The organism is Capnocytophaga canimorsus, assembly GCF_002302565.1.
GTDB classification, from domain to species: Bacteria; Bacteroidota; Bacteroidia; order Flavobacteriales; family Flavobacteriaceae; genus Capnocytophaga; species Capnocytophaga canimorsus.
The window spans coordinates 1,282,027-1,303,787 of sequence record NZ_CP022382.1; the positions used below are offsets into that span (position 1 = coordinate 1,282,027).

Annotated in this window: 21 protein-coding genes; 4 read left to right on the forward strand and 17 right to left on the reverse strand. The window is 35.9% G+C overall.

Annotated elements, in window-relative coordinates:
* Position 1 precedes the first annotated feature (1 nt).
* On the forward strand, positions 2–301 hold the full coding sequence (locus CGC47_RS05600) for a hypothetical protein (protein WP_100342900.1): 300 nt from the start codon (positions 2–4) through the stop codon (positions 299–301).
* A gap of 78 nt (positions 302–379) precedes the next feature.
* Here the strand turns inward: CGC47_RS05600 and CGC47_RS05605 are convergent, their stop codons facing one another.
* Both CGC47_RS05605 and CGC47_RS05610 read right to left on the reverse strand, forming a co-directional pair.
* Positions 380–1,609 carry a M56 family metallopeptidase gene (locus tag CGC47_RS05605; protein ID WP_232779645.1) on the reverse strand — a complete coding sequence of 410 codons (1,230 nt, stop codon included), beginning with the start codon at positions 1,607–1,609 and terminating at the stop codon, positions 380–382.
* 1 nt (position 1,610) lies between these two features.
* Positions 1,611–1,979 (reverse strand): BlaI/MecI/CopY family transcriptional regulator, encoded by a 369-nt coding sequence (locus CGC47_RS05610; protein WP_044729063.1) that lies wholly within the window; start codon positions 1,977–1,979, stop codon positions 1,611–1,613.
* A gap of 262 nt (positions 1,980–2,241) precedes the next feature.
* Between CGC47_RS05610 and CGC47_RS05615 the strand changes: the two genes are divergently transcribed.
* Positions 2,242–2,685 carry a nucleoside deaminase gene (locus tag CGC47_RS05615; protein WP_013998122.1) on the forward strand — a complete coding sequence of 148 codons (444 nt, stop codon included), beginning with the start codon at positions 2,242–2,244 and terminating at the stop codon, positions 2,683–2,685.
* Between the two features lie 10 nt (positions 2,686–2,695).
* Positions 2,696–4,549, forward strand: a complete 1,854-nt coding sequence (locus CGC47_RS05620) for a BamA/TamA family outer membrane protein (RefSeq protein WP_042000592.1) — start codon at positions 2,696–2,698, stop codon at positions 4,547–4,549.
* 324 nt (positions 4,550–4,873) lie between these two features.
* On the opposite strand, the gene CGC47_RS05625 is transcribed toward CGC47_RS05620, so the two are convergent.
* The 7 genes from CGC47_RS05625 to CGC47_RS05655 all read right to left on the reverse strand — a co-directional run bounded on the left by CGC47_RS05625 (position 4,874) and on the right by CGC47_RS05655 (position 13,263).
* Positions 4,874–5,602, reverse strand: a complete 729-nt coding sequence (locus CGC47_RS05625; RefSeq protein WP_042000589.1) for a lysophospholipid acyltransferase family protein — start codon at positions 5,600–5,602, stop codon at positions 4,874–4,876.
* Between the two features lie 136 nt (positions 5,603–5,738).
* A complete protein-coding gene (gene ccoG, locus CGC47_RS05630) occupies positions 5,739–7,163 on the reverse strand; it encodes a cytochrome c oxidase accessory protein CcoG (RefSeq protein WP_095900102.1) in 1,425 nt (474 codons plus the stop codon).
* A gap of 133 nt (positions 7,164–7,296) precedes the next feature.
* Positions 7,297–8,196 (reverse strand): cbb3-type cytochrome c oxidase N-terminal domain-containing protein, encoded by a 900-nt coding sequence (locus CGC47_RS05635; RefSeq protein WP_013998126.1) that lies wholly within the window; start codon positions 8,194–8,196, stop codon positions 7,297–7,299.
* The gene (locus CGC47_RS05640; RefSeq protein WP_041913674.1) at positions 8,193–8,387 is read right to left on the reverse strand and encodes a cytochrome c oxidase subunit IV; all 195 of its coding nucleotides are present in this window, start codon (positions 8,385–8,387) and stop codon (positions 8,193–8,195) included. Before CGC47_RS05640 ends, CGC47_RS05635 begins: the two co-directional genes overlap by 4 nt.
* Positions 8,388–8,390: 3 nt before the next feature.
* Entirely contained in the window at positions 8,391–10,577 is a 2,187-nt protein-coding gene (gene ccoN / locus CGC47_RS05645) for a cytochrome-c oxidase, cbb3-type subunit I (protein ID WP_042000583.1), read from the reverse strand.
* 15 nt (positions 10,578–10,592) lie between these two features.
* A complete protein-coding gene (ccoS, locus tag CGC47_RS05650) occupies positions 10,593–10,778 on the reverse strand; it encodes a cbb3-type cytochrome oxidase assembly protein CcoS (RefSeq protein WP_042000580.1) in 186 nt (61 codons plus the stop codon).
* Positions 10,779–10,851: 73 nt separating this feature from the next.
* Positions 10,852–13,263, reverse strand: a complete 2,412-nt coding sequence (locus CGC47_RS05655) for a heavy metal translocating P-type ATPase (RefSeq protein ID WP_095900103.1) — start codon at positions 13,261–13,263, stop codon at positions 10,852–10,854.
* 52 nt (positions 13,264–13,315) lie between these two features.
* On the opposite strand from CGC47_RS05655, the gene CGC47_RS05660 reads away from it, so the two are divergent.
* A complete protein-coding gene (locus CGC47_RS05660; protein ID WP_231552315.1) occupies positions 13,316–14,062 on the forward strand; it encodes a Crp/Fnr family transcriptional regulator in 747 nt (248 codons plus the stop codon).
* A 144-nt stretch (positions 14,063–14,206) separates the two neighbouring features.
* Here the strand turns inward: CGC47_RS05660 and CGC47_RS05665 are convergent, their stop codons facing one another.
* The 8 genes from CGC47_RS05665 to dnaG form a co-directional block, all read right to left on the reverse strand.
* Positions 14,207–15,007 carry a hypothetical protein gene (locus CGC47_RS05665; protein WP_042000577.1) on the reverse strand — a complete coding sequence of 267 codons (801 nt, stop codon included), beginning with the start codon at positions 15,005–15,007 and terminating at the stop codon, positions 14,207–14,209.
* Positions 15,008–15,190: 183 nt separating this feature from the next.
* Positions 15,191–15,394, reverse strand: coding sequence for a hypothetical protein (locus CGC47_RS05670; RefSeq protein ID WP_231552314.1), 204 nt, complete (start codon positions 15,392–15,394; stop codon positions 15,191–15,193).
* A 49-nt stretch (positions 15,395–15,443) separates the two neighbouring features.
* Positions 15,444–15,986: a hypothetical protein gene (locus tag CGC47_RS05675; RefSeq protein ID WP_095900104.1), complete on the reverse strand. Its 543-nt coding sequence runs from the start codon at positions 15,984–15,986 to the stop codon at positions 15,444–15,446.
* 94 nt (positions 15,987–16,080) lie between these two features.
* Complete coding sequence (locus CGC47_RS05680; protein ID WP_231552313.1) at positions 16,081–17,001, reverse strand: ankyrin repeat domain-containing protein; 921 nt, start codon at positions 16,999–17,001, stop codon at positions 16,081–16,083.
* Positions 17,002–17,054: 53 nt separating this feature from the next.
* Positions 17,055–17,852, reverse strand: coding sequence for a hypothetical protein (locus CGC47_RS05685; protein WP_095900105.1), 798 nt, complete (start codon positions 17,850–17,852; stop codon positions 17,055–17,057).
* 52 nt (positions 17,853–17,904) lie between these two features.
* A complete protein-coding gene (locus tag CGC47_RS05690; RefSeq protein ID WP_042000567.1) occupies positions 17,905–18,699 on the reverse strand; it encodes a hypothetical protein in 795 nt (264 codons plus the stop codon).
* Between the two features lie 67 nt (positions 18,700–18,766).
* Positions 18,767–19,567, reverse strand: a complete 801-nt coding sequence (locus tag CGC47_RS05695) for a hypothetical protein (RefSeq protein WP_042000564.1) — start codon at positions 19,565–19,567, stop codon at positions 18,767–18,769.
* Positions 19,568–19,776: 209 nt separating this feature from the next.
* Complete coding sequence (gene dnaG / locus CGC47_RS05700) at positions 19,777–21,744, reverse strand: DNA primase (protein WP_042000561.1); 1,968 nt, start codon at positions 21,742–21,744, stop codon at positions 19,777–19,779.
* Positions 21,745–21,761: the final 17 nt, after the last annotated feature.

Genomic DNA, 21,761 nt, shown 5'->3' on the forward strand with positions numbered 1-21,761 from the left:
GATGAAATCAAACATAATACATTTTCTTGTCCGTTTTTTAGGTTTCTTTTTGGTGTTTTTCATCATAAGATATGTCTTTTCAAAAATGGATGATGGCATCAAAATGGAAAAGTTTTTGTTTTTATGTCTTTTTCTGTGGAGCGGTATTTCTTCTTTGTATTTGATGGCGGAATCCTACTTTTTACTGACTGAAAAACGAAAAACTAAAGGTTTCATTAGTCTTGGTATAGGTGTTATGACAATTATTTACACTTTAATTGGGTTGAATCTGCTTATAGAAGTGTATTTTATGATAGCTTAAAGTTTATACAATGACTTTACAATAAAAAAGCAAGTCTTAAAAACTTGCTTTTTTGTTTTCATTCACAGAAAAACGACATTACTTTTCTTTGACAGGCACCGGAGGTGGTGGCGGAGGCGGTAATTCCGTACTTTTTTTCATTTTGCCAACCGGTGTTGGAGGAGCAGGAGGCGGTGGTAATTCCTCAGCTTTTTTTACTCTGATAGCAGATGGTGGAGTTGGTGGCGGAGGCGGCAATTGTAAGCCATACTTCTTAGTAAAAGCCTCTCTTTCTGATTTATTGGTAATTTGCTCCACAATTTCATTACCTGCTTCATCTGTCAGAGTAACAGTTGTTTTTTCTCCTTTTCCCTTAAGACTTACACCTTCTACTCTTATTATTTTATATTTGGCAGATGCTTGTAAGGGAGAAACTTCTTTTTGTTTTTCCGCTTCTTGGGCGTAGCTTTTTTCGGCAAAAACCACAAGGAATAGAACACTTGTTGGGATAAGCAACGCCATTTTACATAAATTACGAAAATGATTTACTTTTGTTTGTAACATAATCAGACGTTTTTTGGTGTTGTAAAAATTGAAATAATTATAAAATGGGACATTTGCAGAAGCAGCTCTTTTGAGTATAAGCATTTGATATTCTGCAATATTTGTGTGTTTAGAAACCACACAAGCATCGGCTAAAAACTCGTGATTGATTCGGATAGCTTTCCCAAACAAATGCACCATAGGGTGAAACCAAAACACGATTTTCAAAAACTCGACAAAAAGCAAATCCAAAGAATGTTTTTGCCGAATGTGGGTCAGTTCGTGTAATAAAACTTTCTGTTCATAGGCATCTTTTTTATTGATAAAAATGTAATTCCAAAATGAATGGGGTGCACATTCTTCTTCCAAAATTACCAAATAAGCTCCTTCGTAAACTTGTTTAGGATGTTTTTTGATTTTATTGAAGATTTTAAGCAAGTTACGTAAGAATCGAAATAGCATCAGAAACGCAATCACTCCATATAAACATATGATAATCAGATTTGTAAAGTCTTTAGTTTCTATAATCAATTGCTCTGTTGTTGGATTTACGTAAATTGAGGAATTGTTAACTTCTTGTGTAACGACTGTTTTCTCGAATGTTTTTTCAAATATGAGTTGAAAAGGCATTTCAATGGTAATCAGCGGAAAAACAAACGAAGCTACCAAAGCCAAGAGCAAGAAAAACCGATTGAATATCAGCATTTTTTCTCGCGATAGCAACAAGTGATACAATGTGTAGAAACACATACCACATAATAGCGTTTTGATAAGATACGGTATCATTTTATTCCTTTTTAAGGTTTGAATCTACTATTTTTTTCAATTCTTCCCATTGCTCGGGAGTCATCGAAATTTCTTTTGCAAAAAAGGAAGCAAACTGAAAAGCTGAATTTCCAAAATAATCACTGATAATGGTTTTCATCTTTCGGGAAAAATAGCTGTTTTTAGAAATTTTCGGATAATACTCACGTGAATTTCCCCGCTGATGATACCCAACCATCTGCTTGTCAATCATTCGTTTAAGAAGCGTAGCGATGGTTGTACTTGCCGGTTTTGGGTCAGGATAAGCCTCCAATAAATCTTTCATATAGGCAGTTTGTTTCTGCCATAAATATTCCATAAGCTGTTCTTCTGTATTTGATAATTTTTTCATTTTCTACAAGTTTAGATTTTACACTACAAATGTAGAAACAAATTTTAAATAGAAAAAATTTTTCTCCAACTTTTTTTCAAAATATTTTTCATTGTAATAGAAAATTTACTTGTAAGTAGTTGATTTTATGTAAGTATTGTAGTTTTGGTTATTTCTTGTTATTTTCTCTTTTTGCTTTATTCTTTTACTTTTTGCTTTATCCCCCACTCTTTATCATATTAAAAAAAATAGTACTTTTGGCAATAAATAAACTGATTGTGTTATGAATACATTTTTCACAGATGAATATTTTATGAAAAAAGCCCTAGAAGAAGCTCAAAAGGCTTTGGAGGAAGATGAAATTCCAGTAGGAGCAATCATTACCACAAACAATCAAATCATCGCCAAAGGGTATAATCTTACCCAAAAACTCAATGATGTTACCGCTCACGCTGAAATACAAGCCATAACAGCAGCATCAGGATATTTAGGAGGTAAATATTTGAAAAATTGCACTTTATACGTAACTCTTGAACCTTGTATTATGTGTGCTGGTGCCCTATTTTGGAGCCAAATATCGCGTGTGGTTTTTGCCGCTGACGACCCCAAACGTGGCTTTAGAACCGTAGGCAATTTGCTTCACCCCAAAACAGAAATTCAAAGTGGCGTATTGCAACACGAGGCAACACAACTTCTACACCAATTCTTTAATAAAAAAAGAAAGTAACCTTTTGAATATGAAAGTTCAACAACTATTTTGGATATTTTTATTCCTCTTAAGCACAAGCACTTACGCTCAGCAAGAGGAAAAAGACTCTTTGCCAAAAATAGAAGTTGATTCCAACAGGATTAAAAAAAACATTGAGTTCTACAAAGGAATTCAAGATTACTCCAAAAGAAGTAAACTGATGCGAATGCTACACCAGATAACTTTTGAACGCATTCGCCCTGCGGATAAATCTGACCCTAAAAAACAAGTAGAACAACGTGAGTTTGCACAATATCAAGGAAAAATCATTCGAAATATTGAAATTTATCCTTTAGACCCTTTCGGATTTGACGAAAAAGACCTAAATAAAAAACCCTCCCGAAATATTGACCGCTGGGGTAATGCCTTACACGGACGAACCAAAAAGTTTACCATCAAAGGGCAGTTACTCATCAAAGAAAATATGCCTCTGGACTCGGTATTACTCAAAGAATCGGAACGTATTTTGCGAAGTCGCAGATATATACGCCGTGCTTTGATTACTCCCATAGCTCTGGAACAGACTTCCGATTCTGTGGATATTCAAGTGGCGGTACTTGACAACTGGAGTATTTATGTTGATGCAGACGGTTCGCAAACACAAGGTAAAGTTCGGGTTCGTGAGCGCAACTTTCTTGGGCTTGGGCACGAGGCTACAGGTATTTATCGTCAACGATTTGACAATTGGCAGAAGAACGCATTCGCCTTAGGGTATCGAGCTGATAATCTATATAATAGCCAAATAAACGCCATTATTGAATATGATTTTAATTTCGATAATCAATACCACAAGCAATGGGTAATTGAGCGTCCGTTTTTTTCTCCGTATGCGCGTTGGTCAGGCAGCATTGGGCTGTACAAAAACAGATGGCGCGATGAAGTTCCTATCAATGACAGCATACATCGTCCAATGTTAAAAACTACAAAATTCGACGCTTATGCAAGTTATGCGTTTCCCATTTTCAAAAAGCGAAAAGATAGAACCAATCTCATTTTTTCAACAAGATATAAACTTTTGAATTATCACGAACGCCCCAAAGATTATATTTATGCCGATTTATATTATTCCAATGAAAGACTCTTTTTGGCAGAAGTCTTGCTCAATCGGGTGGACTATAAACAAGACCGATACATCTTCAGGCACGGCGACACAGAAGATGTTAGTACAGGGAAAAGTTTTGCTTTAACTTCTGGAATACTCCATAAAAATCAGGTAAATTACCCTTATTTGGGGGCAAGTTTCATTTGGGCGAATTACACGAATAGGGGATATTTTGGAGTTAAAACGGAAGCAGGTAGTCTGTTTTTGGTTGACCGAACCCAACAAACCGTTTTAAGAGGAGAGGTTACTCATTTTTCGAACCTTTTCCGTATGGGAGATTGGCATTTTAGGCAGTTTTTAAAAACGCATCTTACGGTGGGCTTTAATCGCAGGGGATTTGTAAAGGATCGTATCACCCTCAATGATGAGCACGGCATATCGGGCTTTCGAAGTAATTTTGTTTATGGCACTCGTCGTTGGGTGATTTCCTCACAAACACAGTCGTATTCGCCTTTTGAGTGGATTGGTTTTCGTTTCAGCCCTTTTTTGGTGGGTGACATTGGGTTTATAGGCTCAGAGCACGAGCCTTGGTTTAAAAACCAAGTGTACTCAAAAATTGGCATTGGGTTTTATGTAACGAATGATTACCTAATGTTCGGTGATTTTCAAGTATCATTTTGCTATTTTCCGAGGATTCCCGGAAGCGGTGATCATATTTATAACTTTACCAGTGTGCGTAATTATGATTTTGAGCTTCAAGATTTAGAAAAACGCATACCTCACATTATTGAGTTTAAGTAATTTTCTATGAATGATTTATTGAAAAACAGGTCAAATCTTGCTGCTTTTTTACGAGGTGCTTTGGGCAGAAGATAGGTTTTGTGACAACAAAAAACATTAAGCATTTAGACGCCATTTAATTGAATTCACACTTATGAATTGACTCCTCAAAAAGATACTTAAACCATTCACAGCAGTGAATGGATCACTTTTGAAGAAATGGAGTAATTCACACCCGTGAATTAGGAGTATTGGGTAGAACTTTATAAATTCATAGCTGTGAATTTATAAAATAAAGAGAATTTTAATCAATTCACATTAGTGAATAAAAGTAAATATGGTTCATTACTTCTGATAAGATATCAAATCTTGAAGTATCAGGTTTCGGATGTGATTTTTTAGAGCATTTTTATCTTCCAATGATAACCCTTTGGTAGATTCAAAAGCGTGAATATGTACACGTAACCTTCCGGGAGCCCCTGCTGTGAGTCGCCACGGAAAACGCTTTTTATTATCAAGAAACGTCATCGGAATAATAGAGATTTGATGCTCAATGGCCAATCGGAAAGCCCCGTCTTTAAATTGGTCTAAAATCACGAATTCCTCAGGGATTCCCCCCTCGGGAAAAATACAGATACTCAAGCCCAATTCCAATCGTTTCTTAGCGTGGTCATACACTTGTTTTCTACTTTTTGCATCAGAACGATCCACCAAAATAGCCACTCTTTTGTAAAAATAACCAAAAACAGGAAGCTTTGAGAGCTCTTTTTTTCCTACAAAAACAAAAGGTTGAGTACTACAATACATCATAAGCATAATGTCAATCATACTTACGTGATTGGCAACCAGCATATAACTTTGTCCGCTTTTGAAAGGCATTTCCTGCTGTATTTTGGGGAATAATCCCATTCCCCAAAGTATGGGTTTTGCCCAAAAATTACGTACAACCCAGTAAAATTTCCCATACCAAAGAGGATTACTTATCAAAATCAGCAAAAAAGGAATCAAAAACACAATGAGCAATCCTGTGAGTAAATAAAACCAAATTCGCCAAGCCAATATCAAAATTCGCATTATTAACTATGTTTTTAATAGAGGACAAATTTATTAAATCAGTAGAAAAAAGAGCGAAAAAAACATAAAAAAGGGACTGAACTTGCACTCAATCCCTTCTCTCTTAAATAAAATGAAAACAAAAACTAAAAGTACTTTATCTGAATATTCGAGGACCTAAGAAAGTAGTTTTAGTACTTTCTATTTTTTTACCATTGCTATACACCTCTATTTCAAAAACAGTGGTGTCATCTTTAAGTAAAAAGTCTTTGGTTTTGATAAATAGCGTTCCTTCTGCCATACCCTGCTTAGGAATGAAAATGGTTTCTTTGGAAACCAAAACAACATCTGCTGCTATGGGTGAAACGACCTTAAAGGAAACATTTTCAAAATCTTTAGTGGTTTTATTGATGATTTTATACGTATAGACATTACTAATAACATCATCTGGCTCGTGTTGGTACAGTTGCCCAGGTAAGCGCAAAACAGTAGCTTGTAATTCCGAACGTAAAAAGAGCATCCCTATAAGCACAATTATCAATGCCGATAAAACAGCTGTGTATCCTTTCATTCGTAAATTAAACTTAAAGGGAGCTTTTTTAGCGATGTTTTCTTCACTAGCGTATCGGATAAGCCCTTTAGGATAGCCTACTTTTTCCATTACTTCATCACAAGCATCAATACAAGCCGTACAGTTTACACATTCCAATTGTGTTCCGTTACGGATATCTATTCCAGTAGGGCAAACGTGAACGCATTGCATACAGTCAATACAATCTCCATAACCTAAGGCTTGTCGGTCTTCATTTTTACGAAATTTCTTACGTCCGTTTTCACCCTCGCCACGTTTGTAATCGTAAGCTACTACGATGGATTGGTTATCCAAAAGTACCCCTTGCAATCGTCCGTAAGGACAAGCAATGATACAGGCCTGTTCACGAAACCAGCTAAACACGAAGTAGAAAATACCTGTAAAAATAAGCAATGCAACGAAAGTACTCAAATGTGCCAAAGGTCCATCGGCAATGAGTTTTAGTAGCTCATCACTTCCGATAAGGTATGCCAAAAAGATGTTGGAAATGGCAAAAGAAATGATAAAAAAGATACTCCATTTGAGCAGTCGTTTTCTGATTTTTTCTCCATTCCAAGGTTGTTTATCCAATCGCATCTGTGCCCCACGATCGCCATCAATCCAATATTCAATACGGCGAAAAACCATCTCCATAAATATGGTTTGAGGGCAAATCCAGCCACAGAAAATCCTTCCGAAAGCCACCGTAAAGAGCGTAACAAAAACCACCCCAATAATCATCGAGATTACAAAAAGATAAAAATCTTGGGGCCAGAAAGGCAGTCCAAAAATATTAAATCGACGCTCCAAAACATTGAACATCAGAAATTGATTCCCTTCAATTTTAATAAAAGGAGCCGTAAAAAGGAATAAGAGTAAAAAATAACTTACGTACTTACGATAGTTGTAAAACTTCCCAGAAGGTTTTTTGGGATAAACCCAAGCCCGTTTTCCTTCCTCACTAATTGTACCAATGGAGTCACGAAAGACTTCTTTATTCTGTTCAGCCATAGGTGTGTTTGTTGTCAGTTAGTTTAAGTAAGCAAAGGTTGCTTTAAGTTTTTCAGCATATCTTCTTTTTGATAGAGAAGTTAAGGAAAAGCCACTTAAAGCAACCTAAACAAAATATTTTAAAAAAGGTTTTTTATAGAGAAACTTCTTGCTCTTGTGTGTCTTGGCTTGTTGTTTGCTCTACCCATAAGTCTCCTTCGGGTTCTTTAGGGTTTGCTGGAGTTTTTCCTCGTAATGATTTAATGTAACTTGCCACTTGTGCAATTTCTCTGGGTTTCAAGGTTGATTTCCAAGGCACCATACCTTTTCCTTCACGTCCTCCTTCAGAAATAGTAGTAAAAATTTCTTTTATACCACCTCCTAAAATCCAGTAATCATCGGTAAGATTAGGCCCAATACCTCCTCCACCATCTGCCATATGACAAGCCACGCAATTGGTTTCAAAGGCAACTTTCCCTGCGGAAATATCAGCAGCATCGGTAAGAAGTTCTACGTTATCTGCATTTAATAAATCGGGGGCGTTTCTTTTGTATTCTTCAATTTGAAGTTGCGCCTCGGCCACGGCTTTTTCGTATTCTGTTTTTTGATTGTCAGCACCCAAGATGTGGTAACGCACCATATAAATTCCTGCAAAAATAATAGTTAGGTAAAACATATACACCCACCAAGGCGGTAAAGTATTATCCAACTCTTTAATTCCGTCATAATCGTGGTCAAGAATGATTTCGCTTTCTTTCTCAATAGGTTTTTGATCAAGCATTTTGGCATAGAACCGTCGGTACCAAGCATTTTTAGCCGCTTCTTTGTGTTTTTGGCGTTGTTCCTCAGTCATAATGGCTTCGGCAAGGGTTTTTAAAGACCCTAACATAATCTCAACAATTATCAGAACAATGGTAAGAAAAACCAAAAAAACAGGAATTTCAGGATAAGTTATAATAGCGGGTTTCTCCCAACTTCCCAAGAAAAACTCAGCAACTAATGCTGCGAGGGCAACTATGGAAGTTACTCGTAAAAATGATGTAAAATTTCTCATGATAAAGTGTCGTTATTTTCGTTGTCATTGTCAAAAGGGATGCTGTCCAGTTCTTTAATAGTTTCTTTTTTGTAGCCTATTACCCACCAAAAAAGTCCCACAAAAAAAAGGAAGAAAATCAATAGGGATATGATGGGAAAGATTTCTATCCCATCAATACTTGCCATATGATCTTTAACAAATTTCAGCATAGTTTATTCCGCGTTAGCCGTTTTTACTTTAATATCAGTACCCAAACGCTGTAGATAGGCAATAAGCGCTACAATCTCACGGTCTTTCATTGCAACAAACTCTCTGCCTTCAGCCAAAGCTGCTTTTTTAGATTTCTCGTATGATTCCACAAATTTAGGATCGCTGTACAGATTCTTCTCAATCTGAGCGGCCTGCGCTTCCATAGTAGTGTGAGCATTTTCAATATCCTCATCAGTATAAGGAACCCCTAATTTTACCAAAGTGCGCATTTTCGCTTGAATATCACTTCTGTCGTGTTTGTTGCTAATGAGCCAAGGATAAGCAGGCATAATACTTTTTGCCGAAGTACTCTCGGGCTTAAGCATATGGTTAAAGTGCCAGTTATCAGAATACTTGCCACCAACACGTAACAAATCAGGACCCGTACGTTTACTTCCCCACAAGAATGGACGGTCATAAACATATTCGCCTCCTTTTGAATATTCGCCATAACGTTCCACTTCACTTCTAAACGGGCGAATCATTTGTGAGTGACAACCCACACAACCCTCACGGATATACAAATCACGTCCTTCCAATTCCAAAGGCGTATATGGCTTTACGGTGCTAATGGTAGGAATGTTTTCCTTAACGAAAATAGTAGGAATAATCTGTACAAGTCCTCCAATAAGGATAGCTACAGTAGCCCAAATGGTCATCTGTACTGGGCGTCTTTCCAGCCAAGTGTGATAACCTTCGCCTTTCAAACGATGTTTAGAAATAGGTGCTAGTGCAGGGGCTTCTGCCAATTCATCTTTTAAGCTGTTGGCTCTTCCTAGAGTTACAACAACGTTATAAACTCCAACCAAAACACCAAACAGATATAGGCTTCCTCCTATAGCACGCATCCAATACATTGGCATAATGTTGGTTACCGTCTCTAAGAAGTTTCCATAAACAAGTGTTCCGTCAGGGTTAAATTGCTTCCACATAGAGGCCTGCGTAAATCCAGCTACGTATAAAGGCAAAGCATAAAGCACGATACCCAAAGTACCTATCCAGAAGTGGAAGTTTGCCAATTTGATAGAGTAAAGGTTTGTTTTCCACATTTTGGGCACCAAGTAGTAAATCATACCAAAAGCTAAGAAACCGTTCCAAGCCAAAGCCCCCACGTGTACGTGTGCAATAATCCAATCGGTAAAGTGAGCTACGGCATTGATATTCTTGAGCGAAAGCATAGGTCCTTCAAAGGTAGCCATACCATATCCAGTAATAGCAACCACCATAAATTTCAACACAGGATTTTCGCGAACTTTATCCCAAGCGCCTCTAAGAGTAAGCAATCCGTTAATCATACCTCCCCAAGAAGGAGCGATAAGCATTACCGAAAAGACAACCCCTAAGTTTTGCGCCCAATCAGGTAGTGCACTATACAATAAGTGGTGAGGACCTGCCCAAATGTAGATAAAAATCAAACTCCAAAAGTGAATGATTGACAATCGGTACGAATACACGGGACGATTCGCTGCCTTCGGAACGAAGTAATACATCAACCCTAAGAAAGGTGTGGTCAAGAAGAAAGCTACCGCATTATGCCCGTACCACCATTGTACCAAAGCATCTTGTACCCCTGCATAAACCGAATAGCTCTTTAGTGCTGTAACAGGAAGCTCTAAGTTATTAAAAATATGCAAAACAGCTACAGTAACAAAAGTTGCTAAGTAGAACCAAATCGCCACATAAATGTGTCGTTGTCTTCTCTTTAGTATGGTTCCAATCATATTTACCCCAAAGGCTACCCAAACCAAAGCAATGGCAATGTCAATAGGCCATTCCAATTCGGCATATTCTTTAGAAGAGGTGTACCCCAAAGGCAAGGTGATGGCTGCTGCAACGATGATTAACTGCCAACCCCAAAAGTTAAAGTTACTCAAAAAATCGCTAAACATACGCGCTTTGAGCAACCGTTGTAACGAGTAGTAAACCCCCGCAAAGATAGCATTCCCCACAAAAGCGAAAATTACCGCATTGGTGTGCAACGGACGGATTCGCCCAAAGCTTAAGAAAGAAATATCTTGCGTTAGTCCTGGGAAAATGAAAAGGAAGGCCAAAATAAGCCCTACCAACATCCCTACAACTCCCCACAAGAGCGTTGCGAAAAGAAACTTACTCACAATTTTGTTGTCGTAATAAAATTGCTGTTTTTCCATTATGTTAGTTGTTTATTAGTGTTCTTTAATATTTTCTTTTTCAGTAGGAGCTTCCTCTACAAGTTCATCTTCAAAAAGCATTCGCACCGCTGGTGTGTGACTATCATCATACTGCCCTGTACGTACCGCCTTGATAAACAAAAAGAAAAATATCAAAGCCACTACAATGCTTATGGAAATTAACATGTAAATAACACTCATTATGTTTTTATTTACGATAAAGTTTTGTGGCAAAAGTAATTATCTTGGATAGTATAAAAAATGATTTTTGTCATTATTTTTCAACAAGCCTGCGATTCACTTCATTATTTGTATTGATTCTCAATTGCTTTGAAATGATATTAGTGGTAACAGTAGTAAAAACTACAATACTTATGGAACTCAACGGCATTAAAATAGCCGCTACCACAGGCGATAAATTTCCGCTGATAGCAAACGACAACCCAACGATATTATACAAAAATGACAACCCAAAGCTCACCATAATTACCCGAATTGACTTTTCAGACAACTGCATAAACAAACCTAATTTGTTTATCTTTTGGGCATCTAAAATACCATCACAAGCTGGAGAGAATACGTTTACATTTTCCGAAAGAGCAATACCTACATCACTCTGTTGTAAGGCTCCAGCGTCATTTAGCCCATCGCCTACCATCATTACCGAATGCCCATTTTCTTGTTCTGTTTTAATGTAATTGAGCTTATCATCAGGTTTTTGATTGAATAACATTTGAGCACTGGCAGGAAGCATCTTTTCAAGGGTTTGTCGTTCACTTTCATTATCACCAGAGAGAATCACTAAGCGATATTTTTGAGATAGGGAATTGAACAGCTCTTTTATTCCTTTTCGATAAGCATTATTAAAGATAAAGCTTCCTTTATAGGTGTCATTTATGGATATATGAACACTGGTTTTTAAGGTCTTGTTTGATTCGGCTTTACCTACAAAATTTGCCGAGCCTATCCTGATGTGATAGCCTTCTGCTTTTGCTTCAATTCCTTTCCCTGTAAACTCTTCAAAATGTGTTATTGACACCATTTTTTGTTCTGGTAAAAAATGGTAAAGCAACCTACTCAATGGGTGGTTAGAGTTACGTAGGGCATTCTTTAGCACCTCCTCTTCTGTAGCAGTAAGGGTAATACCTTCATAGGTGATTTCTGATTTTTGAGCCGAAGTAATCGTTCCTGTTTTATCAAATATGATAGTGTCAATTTGTGCCATTTGCTCAATGACCTTGCTGTTTTTGAGGTACAATTTTTCGTATCCGAAAATGCGCAACATATTTCCTAAAGTAAAAGGAGCAGACATTGCCAAAGCACAAGGACAGGCAATGATAAGAATTGCGGTAAATACGTTCCAAGCTATAAGCGGGTCAATAAAATACCAATACAATAAGGAGGTAAAAGCAATACCAAGAATAACAATGGTAAAATATTGACTAATGCGATCGGTAAGGGTCTTAAAGCGATCGTGTTTATTTTTGCTAAAAATATCATTGCTCCAAAGTTGCGTCAAATAGCTTTGCGATACGCTTTTAATGGCTTCAATTTCAATAGCTCCTCGGGTTTGTTTACCTCCTGCGAAAAGCTTGTCGCCACTGTTTTTCTGCACGGGAACAGATTCGCCCGTTACAAAGCTGTAATCAATATATCCATCACCCTGTATTAAGATAGCATCTACTGGAATAAGCTCCTGATTTCTAATAAGTAATTTATCCCCTCGCTCAATATCGTACACTTGTATGCTTTCTTCTTTTCCGTTGGCAATTCGTGTAATTCCGATAGGGAAATAGCTTTTGTAATCGCGTTCAAAGGAAAGAAAATTATAGGTTTTTTGTTGAAAAAATTTCCCTAAAAGCAAGAAAAAAAGCAGCCCCGTAAGGCTATCAAAAAAACCTGGACCTGAATCGGTTACAATATCATATGTACTTCGCACAAAAAGAGCAACAATACCTAAAGCTATCGGAACATCAATATTCAAAAACTTGGAGCGCAACCCTTTATAAGCCGAAATAAAATAACTATTAGCCGCGTAAAAAACCACAGGAAGCGAAAGCAAAAACATCAACCCTCTGAAAAAATATTTGTATTGTTCTAACCAATATTCGTCAGACTCAAAATATTCAGGAAAGGAAAGCAACATTACATTACCAAAAGCAAACGAAGCTACGCCTAATTTATAGTAAATTTCTCGATTTTGATGGTCTTTCTGCTTTTGAAAATCTTCCAAGCTAATGTAGGGCGAATAACCAATATGCGAGAGCAAAAGGACTAATTCTTTTAGGGAAATTTGGGTGGCATTGTAAGTGATACGCACCGTTTTTTTAGGAAAATTCACTAAGGAAGCATTTACAGCAGTGTGTAGTTTTTGTAAGTTTTCAAGCACCCAAATACACGAGCTACAATGTATGTGAGGAATAAAAAGTGTAACTACCTGAATGTTATCATCATTAAAATCCAGAAGTTTTTCAACGATTTTTTGATTATCTAAAAACTGATATTTTTCAAAAGAGGTTTCAGGACGAGCCCCCGGATTTTTTTCAATATTGTAATAAGATTCTAAATTATTCTCCGTTAGTATTTCATAAACCGTTTTGCAACCTAAACAGCAAAAAAGTTTATCATCAGCGGTAAGGGTTTGTTCTTCGCATTCGCCTCCGCAATGGTAGCAAATATTTTGCATATTATTTAATTGTATGAACTGACAAATTTCGACAATGTTTTGTTTTTACACGATGACAAATATCATAAAAAATTTTATCTTTGCGGAAGAAATTTCACCTATTATGATGCAAACCCCTAAATGTGAACAATGTACCAACAAGCTAAACAATGCACTTAAATCATTAAGCATTAGTGAATTGGGTAAAATTTCGATGTGTAAATCTGGAATGACAATAAAAAAAGGAGATGTCATTTTCGAAGAAGGAGAAACGCTCTCGGGGGTGTATTGCATTGTTGAGGGCGTATGCAAACTTAGTAAGCTGTGCACCAATGGCAAAAGCCAAATTGTTCGATTCGTAGTCAAAGGAGATATACTAGGGCAACGTAGCGTAATAGGCAAACAACCCGCTAACCTTACAGCAGTAGCACTTACTGATGTACAAGCGTGTTTTATTCCTAAAGAAGAGGTATTAGCTTCCTTTGTTCAAAATACCGATTTTTCTTCGGAAGTTTTGAAAGAGGTTTGTGAGGAACTCAAAAGAGCTGATGATACCATTGTTGATTTAGCCCAAAAGACTGTAAAACAACGATTAGCAAGTGCTTTACTATTTTTAGAAAAAACCTTTGGCAATGATAGTAACGGATTTATCAATGTACAACTCTCACGTGAAGAGATTGGCAATATGATAGGCTCAGCCACCGAATCACTCATTCGTATGCTTTCCGACTTTAATAAAAACAATTGGATTATTACTAAAGGAAAACGCATCCGAATAACTAACCCAAAGCAACTGCAAAAAATAGCCGAAGGGATTTGACTTTGAGTTTAAACATTGCTAACTTACTTTTATTAAAAAGCAGAAACACAATTCTTAAAAGCTCCCAACACTACGCTGAAAAAACATTTTGCTTTTTCAAAAAATTGAGAAACCTAATATTAAACTGCTTTTTTTCTTAGGAAATCACTTTTCAAGAATTTCATCAAAAACACTCCAATTGCCACGAGTAAAATGCGTGAGGATACTATCGTGTTTGTATTGATTTTTGAGTATAAACAAACGCGTTACGAGGGTAGGCTGTTTGGTAGTGTCTGCTTTTACGCCATCTTCGGTAACTTCGATACCCAATTTTAGGGTGCTTTCTTTGTTATCGTGGTGAGAGAAAATTGCCAACAGACGGTCGTCCAGCTCCCAATGGTAGATAAATGAATCGTTATAAAAACCGTTTTCTTTTACCGTTGGTTTGCCGTGTTTTTGTTTTAAATAATCAAGCAAGGCTTTAAAATCGTCCGTACCTTTGCTTTCACTTTCAGCAACTAACGCCATAAAATCGCCTTTAAGACTAGTTACCATATTGATTTTGCAAAAATGCATCTTCTGGAAATATGCTAAGCTATCAGAGGTGCTCCAACTCCGCATATCGTACTGATACGCTATCGGATTTCGTTCGTCTTTATAGGTTTTGCCACTTAAAACGGTGTCTATTTCGATGACGTGAAAATCCAAAAGTTCCCAAATTTTCTCGGTCAATGCTTCTTTTTCTTTTTCAGAAAAACCCTCCTTATCTCTTTTTTCTCTGAGTTTCTCCAATTCTTTCATATTTTCTTTGCCTTTCTTGATTTCATCGGCATAAAAAGTTGCTACATCAAAATTTAGGTTGAATTTTTCCAAGTCCAATCGATTTTTTCCGAGTTTCGGAGACGAACAACTATACATCATAAGGGCAAGAATTAAAAATAGGGTTGAATTTTTAATAGTTTTCATATTTTTATAACTTATTGAATCATAAAAAGGACAACAGGAATAATAGGCAGTGTCATCAAAATTTCTGATTTTAAATCAACGCCTTTTATGGTATATTTTTTCGTAATCTGATTTTCTATATTATATGCGAATTTTAAAGATATTATAATGCACAAAGCAGAAAATTTGAGCGTCTTGCTTTGTCTATTTAATAAGTTTATTAAGAGTTGTTATCAAGATATACATCATTATAAAACCTATGATGCCATATATAAATAACATAAAATAATTAATGTTACGCAATAATTCATTGGCTGTGGCTTCTATTGACGAAACTTCTGAATTAGATACCATTACATCAAACAGATAGAAAGTTACACCTGCCAAAAAACCTATGACTGAAAACAAATATTTTTTATTCATTTTTGTGTTTTTTTATACTTAATTTGATGTTTTTTTAAACTCCCATACTTATTTCTAAATAACAAAAACAACAAACAAAACAGATATAATAAAATAGGCAAAGTATTATTGGGAAATATTGAGCGTAAAAATCCATTCTAATTTTCTTCTTATTTGACGCAGGAAAAAAAGCTTCTATATCATTTTTTAAATGCATATTAGGAGATAAGTAAAAATATGATTTATTTTCGTCTGATATTCTTATCATAAATGCTTTTTTAGAGTTGTAATTATACAAGTTATAATTAAAGTTTTTATCCAATTTTATTTCAGTATGATGTTCATCTTTTATCAAAATATTTTCATCCGATTTTATGAAATAAACTTTCTTCATTTTACTTTTCATAATGATGATCAAAAACCCAAATGTCATAGAAAGTAACAAAATAATGAGTTGTGTTTGGCTTGCTGTATTTTTAATATTGCCCGATTTTAATACTAATAATGCCATTGGAAAAAGAATAAAAATCGTGATAATACTCGCCCAAAAAGAATATTTCACATTAAAACTATCTATTTTAATTTCTTGATTTTTCATTTCTTAATTTATATCAACTTACATTAACATTTAGATTCAACTTATAAAAATTTTCCTTTATAAATCGCTTTAAAATATATTTTTTGAAACAAAATTATTCACTATTTTTTATCAATTCTAAATCTTTTTGATAAAGGTTTTCGCCGTAATTATATCTAAAATTAATGGAAATTTTATCTTGTGGACTAAGCTCTTCGTATAGCTTGATTCTCAATTTGGCTTCCTGTAAGGTATCTTTTTCATAAGGAAATTGAACGCCATATTTGTCTATCAACAGTTGTTTTAGGGATAATAATTTTTTATAATACTCCGTTTCTGATTTATTATTTTTTTTCAACCACTTTTCTTCGGATTGAATATAACTTGCCATAGGACTCAGGTTGGTGCCTTCTATTATGGGTTGTCCGCCTTTTTCTAAAAAATACAACGCCATATCAAAATTATCCAGCGTAACTTCTTTCATTATGTTATGTCCGCTCAGAGAAATATTATTAATATCCGCCCCGTGAGCCAACAGATAATCCACCATGTTCTTTTCTACATATTTAAAACCAGCCAAAGATAAAGCCGTTACTAAAGGAGAGTTACCTACTTTGGGATTGGGGTCGGCTTTAAACTCAAAAAGCAAGTCCAGCATTTTATAATTATTAAGTGCCACCGCGTGTTTTAATGGCGTACTATAATCAGCAGAAATAATATTAGGATTAGCCCCCAATTCCAGCAGCCTTCTCATCGCTTTTATATCTTCTATAATGGTGGCGTACATCAATAAGGTATAGCCTTTTTCAGGGTCTAATTGGTCGAGATTGACATTTTTTTGTTTAATTTCCTGCTCCATTCCCGCTATATCGCCGTCAAACATTTTTTGAGCAGCGGACAACGCCTCGCCACTAAATACCTTGGCAGGGGGATTTTGTGCACGGTTGGCATATTTACGCGACCTAAACCCCAAATCCGAAGAATAGATTAAGCCCAACAAAATCAGAAATATAACAAAGCTTATCACGGTTCTCATATTTTTTATAAACACTTAAAAATTAAATTATTACACTATTAAAATATAAAAATTTACTTCTCAAGGATTTTGTAAAAAGCAACCCAATCACCCGAGTTTATATTTCTAATGATGCTATTGTGTTTGTATTGGTTTTTGAGTATAAACAAACGCGTTACGTGGGTGGGGTGTTTGGTGGTGTCTACCTTTACATCATTTTCGGTAACTTCGATACCCAATTTTAGGCTGCTTTCTTTGTTGTCGTAACGAGAAAAAATTGCCAATAAGCGGTCGTCCAGCTCCCAATGGTAGGTAAATGAACCGTTGTAAAAACTGTTTTCTTTTACCGTTGGTTTGCCGTGTTTTTGTTCTAAATAATCAAGTAAGGCTTTAAAATCGTCCGTACCTTTGCTTTCACTTTCAGCAACTAACGCCATAAAATCGCCTTGAAGACTGGTTGCCATATTGATTTTGCAAAAGTGCATTTTCTGAAAATAGGCTAAACTATCACGAGTACTCCAACTTCGCATATCGTATCGATACGCCATCGGAGTTTTTTCTTTCGTAAATTCACCTTTAAAAACGGTGTCTATTTGAATGACGTGAAAACGCAAAAGTTCCCAAATTTTCTCAGTCAATTTTTCTCTTTCCTTTTCGGAAAGATTTTCTTTGTTTCTTTTTTCCAAAATTTTATCGGATTCTTTCATATTTTTTTGAGCTTTTTCGATTTCATCGGTATAAAAAGCGGCTACATCAAAATTTAGATCGAATTTTTCCAAATCCAATCGATTTTTTCCGAGCTTGGGAGACGAACAACTATGCAACATAAGGATAAAAATAAAGAATAAGGTTAAACTTTTAATGGCTTTCATACTTTTATAAATATTTAAAAATTAAACAATTACATTATTAAAATACAGAAAATCACTTTTTGAGAACTGCATTAAAATCTATCCAATCGCCAGAGCGAAAATTACTAATGATACTATCGTGTTTGTATTGGTTATTGAGTATAAACAAATGGGTTGTATTAAATCTAATGGTATCTGTCGTTGGATTGTTTTCAGTAGCTTCTTTACTTAATTTCAGTGTTAGATTTGCCTGTTTTTGTTGTTTAGAAATCATTGCCAATAGGCGGTCATCCAACTCCCAATAATAAATAGGAAAATTTCGGAAGAAGTTTTTTTCTTTTACCGTTACCTTACCGTGTTTTTGCTCCAAATAACGGAGTAAAGCTTCAAAATCGTCCGTACCTTCGCCTTGGCTTTGGGCGACTAACGCCATAAAATCACCTTCAAGGCTTGTTGCCATATTTATTTTATGAAAGTGCATCTTATGATAATTCGCCAAACTGTCAGCAGAATTCCAGCCCCACATATCATATCGATACGCTATCGGACTTCGTTCGTCCTCGTAAAATTGGGCGTTAAAAATCGTATCTTTTCGAATACTCTTAAAATTGAGAAGTTTCCAAGCCTTTTTGACCAATTCTTTTCTTGCCTTTTCAGAAAACCCCTCCTTTTCTCTTTTTTCCTCAAGTTTCTCCAATTCTTTCATATTTTCTTTGCCTTTGTTGATTTCGTCAGCATAAAAAGCCGCTACATCAAAATTTAGGTCGAATTTTTCCAAATCCAATCGATTTTTTCCGAGCTTCGGAGATGAGCAACTCATTGTAATTGCAACAAAAAAGAATAATGCTAAATTTTTAATAGTCTTCATATTTATGTATCAAGTATTTATGCATAAAAATTATCAAGATGTTATAAAAGTATATTATTCAGAGGAATCATCTACCATCGAGCAAATCGTTAAAATCACTCCATTCGCCACGAATGAAATGCGTCAGGATACTATCCTGTTTGTATTGGTTTTTGAGTATAAACAAACGCGTTATGTGGGCAGGCTGTTTGGCTGTATCTGCCTTTACGCCATTTTCGGTAATTTCGACACCTAATTTTAAGGTGTTCTCTTTGTTATCGTAACGAGAGAAAATAGCCAATAGGCGATCGTCCAGCTCCCAATGGTAGGTAAAGAATCCGTTAAAAATTCTATCTTCTTTTACCGTTGGTTTGCCGTGTTTTTGCTTCAAATAATGGAGTAAAGCCTCAAAATCGTCCGTACCTTTACTTTCACTTTCAGCAACCAATGCCATAAAATCACCTTTAAAACTGGTCGCCATCTCTATTTTGCAAAAGTGCATTTTCTGAAAATATGCCAAGCTATCATCCTGACTCCAATTCCACATATTATATTGATTAGCAAGAGGAATCCTTTTTCTATTCAAAATTTCATCTTCAAAAACGGTATCTATCTGAATACTTTTAAAATCCAAAAGCTCCCAAAATCTTTCTTGCATTTTTTGCCTTTCCTTTTCAGAAAGATGCTCATTTTCTCTTTTTTCCCTGAGTTTCTTTAATTCTTTCTCATTCCTTTTGCCTTTCTTAATTTCATCGGCATAAAAAGCATCAACATCGAAATTCAAGTCGAACTTTTCCAAATCCAAACGGTCTTTCCCGAGCTTGGGAGATGAGCAACTTATTGTAATTGCAACAAGGAGGAATAATGCTAAATTTTTAATGGTTTTCATATTTTATAACTTACTGAACACAAGCAACAAATCATCACTAAATAGTTGTTTTAGATAAAAAAAGCATCTTGAAAGCCACCTTCAACACCACAAACCAATCTATCAAAAATAAGTTTTTGTAAATTGGTCTACTTTAACCATATAAACACCAAAATAAGTAATGTTTTTTTGCAAATACTTACGAATATTAGCAACTTACAATCTGATAATTAGACCACACGACTCAGACGATGAAACAACACTTTTCGCAGTTGCATATAATTGATGATATTTTCCAGAATATCACGTTTTTCGTCTTCCGAAACAGTTTCAGCAATTTGGTTTTGAAAATCAAAAATAATTTTATTTACCAAAAACAAACGAATATTGAGCAAGATATCATCAACAGCAAAAAAGGCAGTTTCTGATTTGGACTTCACAACAATACCTCTTTTCTCCCAATCGCAAAGCTGTTCTTTTTCTTCGCTCATTAAAATCTCTGATACTTTAGGGCTTAGCTCCATCGGAAGCTCGTTGGCTAATGTACTTTGTTCAAAATCGGGATTTTGATGGTATTTAGCGATGATTTCACTATATATTTGTTGAAAATCGGGAGTACTAAGCTCAATCTCATCTTGTTGTAGTTCCAAAAAGATTTTTTCGTGTACCTTCAGTTTGCGTTGTACCTCTTGCTCTTTGAGTTGGTTATTCTCATCTGCCACTAAAATTTTTTCGGTAGAAATACCTTCTTCTTTTCCGTAAAGCAAAAGGTGTTTTACCAATTCGTATTCCAATGATTCGAGCCTATTGATTTGTGTTTTGAGCTGTTCTTCTTTGGTACGAACAAGCTCCATTGGTTTCTGGGTTTTACGCTCTTTTCGCTGATTTTCATAAATATCCTTTTTAGAAATTTGTGAAAGGGTAGAGAAAAGTACATCTTCCGAAATATCCATCAACACGGCACACTCACGCAGATACACCTCCTGTTTTATCATATCTGAAATTTTGGAAATACTTTCCACCATATCACGAATGGTTTCCGATTTTTTTATAGGATCATTTTTTGCTTCTTGAACCAAAAGCGAGGCTTTAAAACGAATAAAATCAGTAGCATTTTCTTCCAGATAAAGCACCAAATCTTCAAAGGCGTGTTTCCGAGCAAAACTGTCAGGATCTTCTCCTTCTGGAAAGGTACAAATCTTTACGTTCATTCCTTGTTCCAAAATCAAATCAACACCGCGTAGTGAGGCTCTAAGTCCTGCTGCATCGCCATCATAAAGCAAGGTAATGTTTGGAGTGAGCCGATTGATAAGCCGAATTTGTTCGGGGGTCAGTGCCGTTCCACTAGATGCCACCACGTTTTCAATACCTCTTTGATGAAACTGAATAACATCAGTGTACCCCTCTACCAAATAACAGTTATTGGCTTTAGCTATAGCTTGTTTGGCGTGATAGATACCATAAAGTATTTTACTTTTATGATAGATTTCACTTTCGGGCGAATTGAGGTACTTGGCTGCTTTTTTGTCTTGAGTAAGGATACGTCCACCAAAGCCCAACACACGTCCGCTCATTGAATGAATGGGAAACATCACACGTCCTTTGAACCGATCGAATTTTTTATCGTCTTTAACTATCGTGAGCCCTGTTTCTTCCAAAAATTCGAGTTGATATCCTTGTTTTAAAGCCTCTTGAGTAAAGGCTTCCCAAAGGTCGGGCGAATACCCCAAATGAAACTTTTTGATGGTCTCTTCGGTAAACCCTCTTTCTTTAAAATAAGAAAGCCCAATAGCTTTACCTTCTTGTGTTTGCCAAAGGTTTTCCTCAAAAAACTGTTGAGCATACTGCGAAACGATGTAAAGGCTCTCGCGATGATCTGCCTTAACTTTTTCATCGTCATCGATTTGAGTTTCTTCAATTTCAATATGGTACTTTTTAGCTAAATACCGAAGAGCTTCTGGATAGGTAAAATGCTCGTGTTCCATCAAAAAAGCTACGGCATTTCCTCCTTTTCCGCTACTGAAATCCTTCCAAATCTGTTTCACTGGCGAGACCATAAAACTAGGGGTACGCTCATTTGAAAACGGACTCAGTCCTTTATAATTAGCCCCTGCCTTTTTCAGCTGTACAAAATCTCCAATAACCTCTTCGACACGCATCGCGTCGAAAATTTTATCAATGGTGCTTTTTGAAATCAAAAGAAAATAAAGTTTTT

What these genes read in the sequence shown, in the direction of transcription:
- CGC47_RS05600 (WP_100342900.1), top strand. Translation starts at nt 2, where the DNA reads ATGAAATCAAACATAATACATTTTCTTGTCCGTTTTTTAGGTTTCTTT.
- CGC47_RS05605 (WP_232779645.1), bottom strand. Translation starts at nt 1,609, where the DNA reads ATGATACCGTATCTTATCAAAACGCTATTATGTGGTATGTGTTTCTAC.
- CGC47_RS05610 (WP_044729063.1), bottom strand. Translation starts at nt 1,979, where the DNA reads ATGAAAAAATTATCAAATACAGAAGAACAGCTTATGGAATATTTATGG.
- CGC47_RS05615 (WP_013998122.1), top strand. Translation starts at nt 2,242, where the DNA reads ATGAATACATTTTTCACAGATGAATATTTTATGAAAAAAGCCCTAGAA.
- CGC47_RS05620 (WP_042000592.1), top strand. Translation starts at nt 2,696, where the DNA reads ATGAAAGTTCAACAACTATTTTGGATATTTTTATTCCTCTTAAGCACA.
- CGC47_RS05625 (WP_042000589.1), bottom strand. Translation starts at nt 5,602, where the DNA reads ATGCGAATTTTGATATTGGCTTGGCGAATTTGGTTTTATTTACTCACA.
- ccoG (WP_095900102.1), bottom strand. Translation starts at nt 7,163, where the DNA reads ATGGCTGAACAGAATAAAGAAGTCTTTCGTGACTCCATTGGTACAATT.
- CGC47_RS05635 (WP_013998126.1), bottom strand. Translation starts at nt 8,196, where the DNA reads ATGAGAAATTTTACATCATTTTTACGAGTAACTTCCATAGTTGCCCTC.
- CGC47_RS05640 (WP_041913674.1), bottom strand. Translation starts at nt 8,387, where the DNA reads ATGCTGAAATTTGTTAAAGATCATATGGCAAGTATTGATGGGATAGAA.
- ccoN (WP_042000583.1), bottom strand. Translation starts at nt 10,577, where the DNA reads ATGGAAAAACAGCAATTTTATTACGACAACAAAATTGTGAGTAAGTTT.
- ccoS (WP_042000580.1), bottom strand. Translation starts at nt 10,778, where the DNA reads ATGAGTGTTATTTACATGTTAATTTCCATAAGCATTGTAGTGGCTTTG.
- CGC47_RS05655 (WP_095900103.1), bottom strand. Translation starts at nt 13,263, where the DNA reads ATGCAAAATATTTGCTACCATTGCGGAGGCGAATGCGAAGAACAAACC.
- CGC47_RS05660 (WP_231552315.1), top strand. Translation starts at nt 13,316, where the DNA reads ATGACAAATATCATAAAAAATTTTATCTTTGCGGAAGAAATTTCACCT.
- CGC47_RS05665 (WP_042000577.1), bottom strand. Translation starts at nt 15,007, where the DNA reads ATGAAAACTATTAAAAATTCAACCCTATTTTTAATTCTTGCCCTTATG.
- CGC47_RS05675 (WP_095900104.1), bottom strand. Translation starts at nt 15,986, where the DNA reads ATGAAAAATCAAGAAATTAAAATAGATAGTTTTAATGTGAAATATTCT.
- CGC47_RS05680 (WP_231552313.1), bottom strand. Translation starts at nt 17,001, where the DNA reads ATGAGAACCGTGATAAGCTTTGTTATATTTCTGATTTTGTTGGGCTTA.
- CGC47_RS05685 (WP_095900105.1), bottom strand. Translation starts at nt 17,852, where the DNA reads ATGAAAGCCATTAAAAGTTTAACCTTATTCTTTATTTTTATCCTTATG.
- CGC47_RS05690 (WP_042000567.1), bottom strand. Translation starts at nt 18,699, where the DNA reads ATGAAGACTATTAAAAATTTAGCATTATTCTTTTTTGTTGCAATTACA.
- CGC47_RS05695 (WP_042000564.1), bottom strand. Translation starts at nt 19,567, where the DNA reads ATGAAAACCATTAAAAATTTAGCATTATTCCTCCTTGTTGCAATTACA.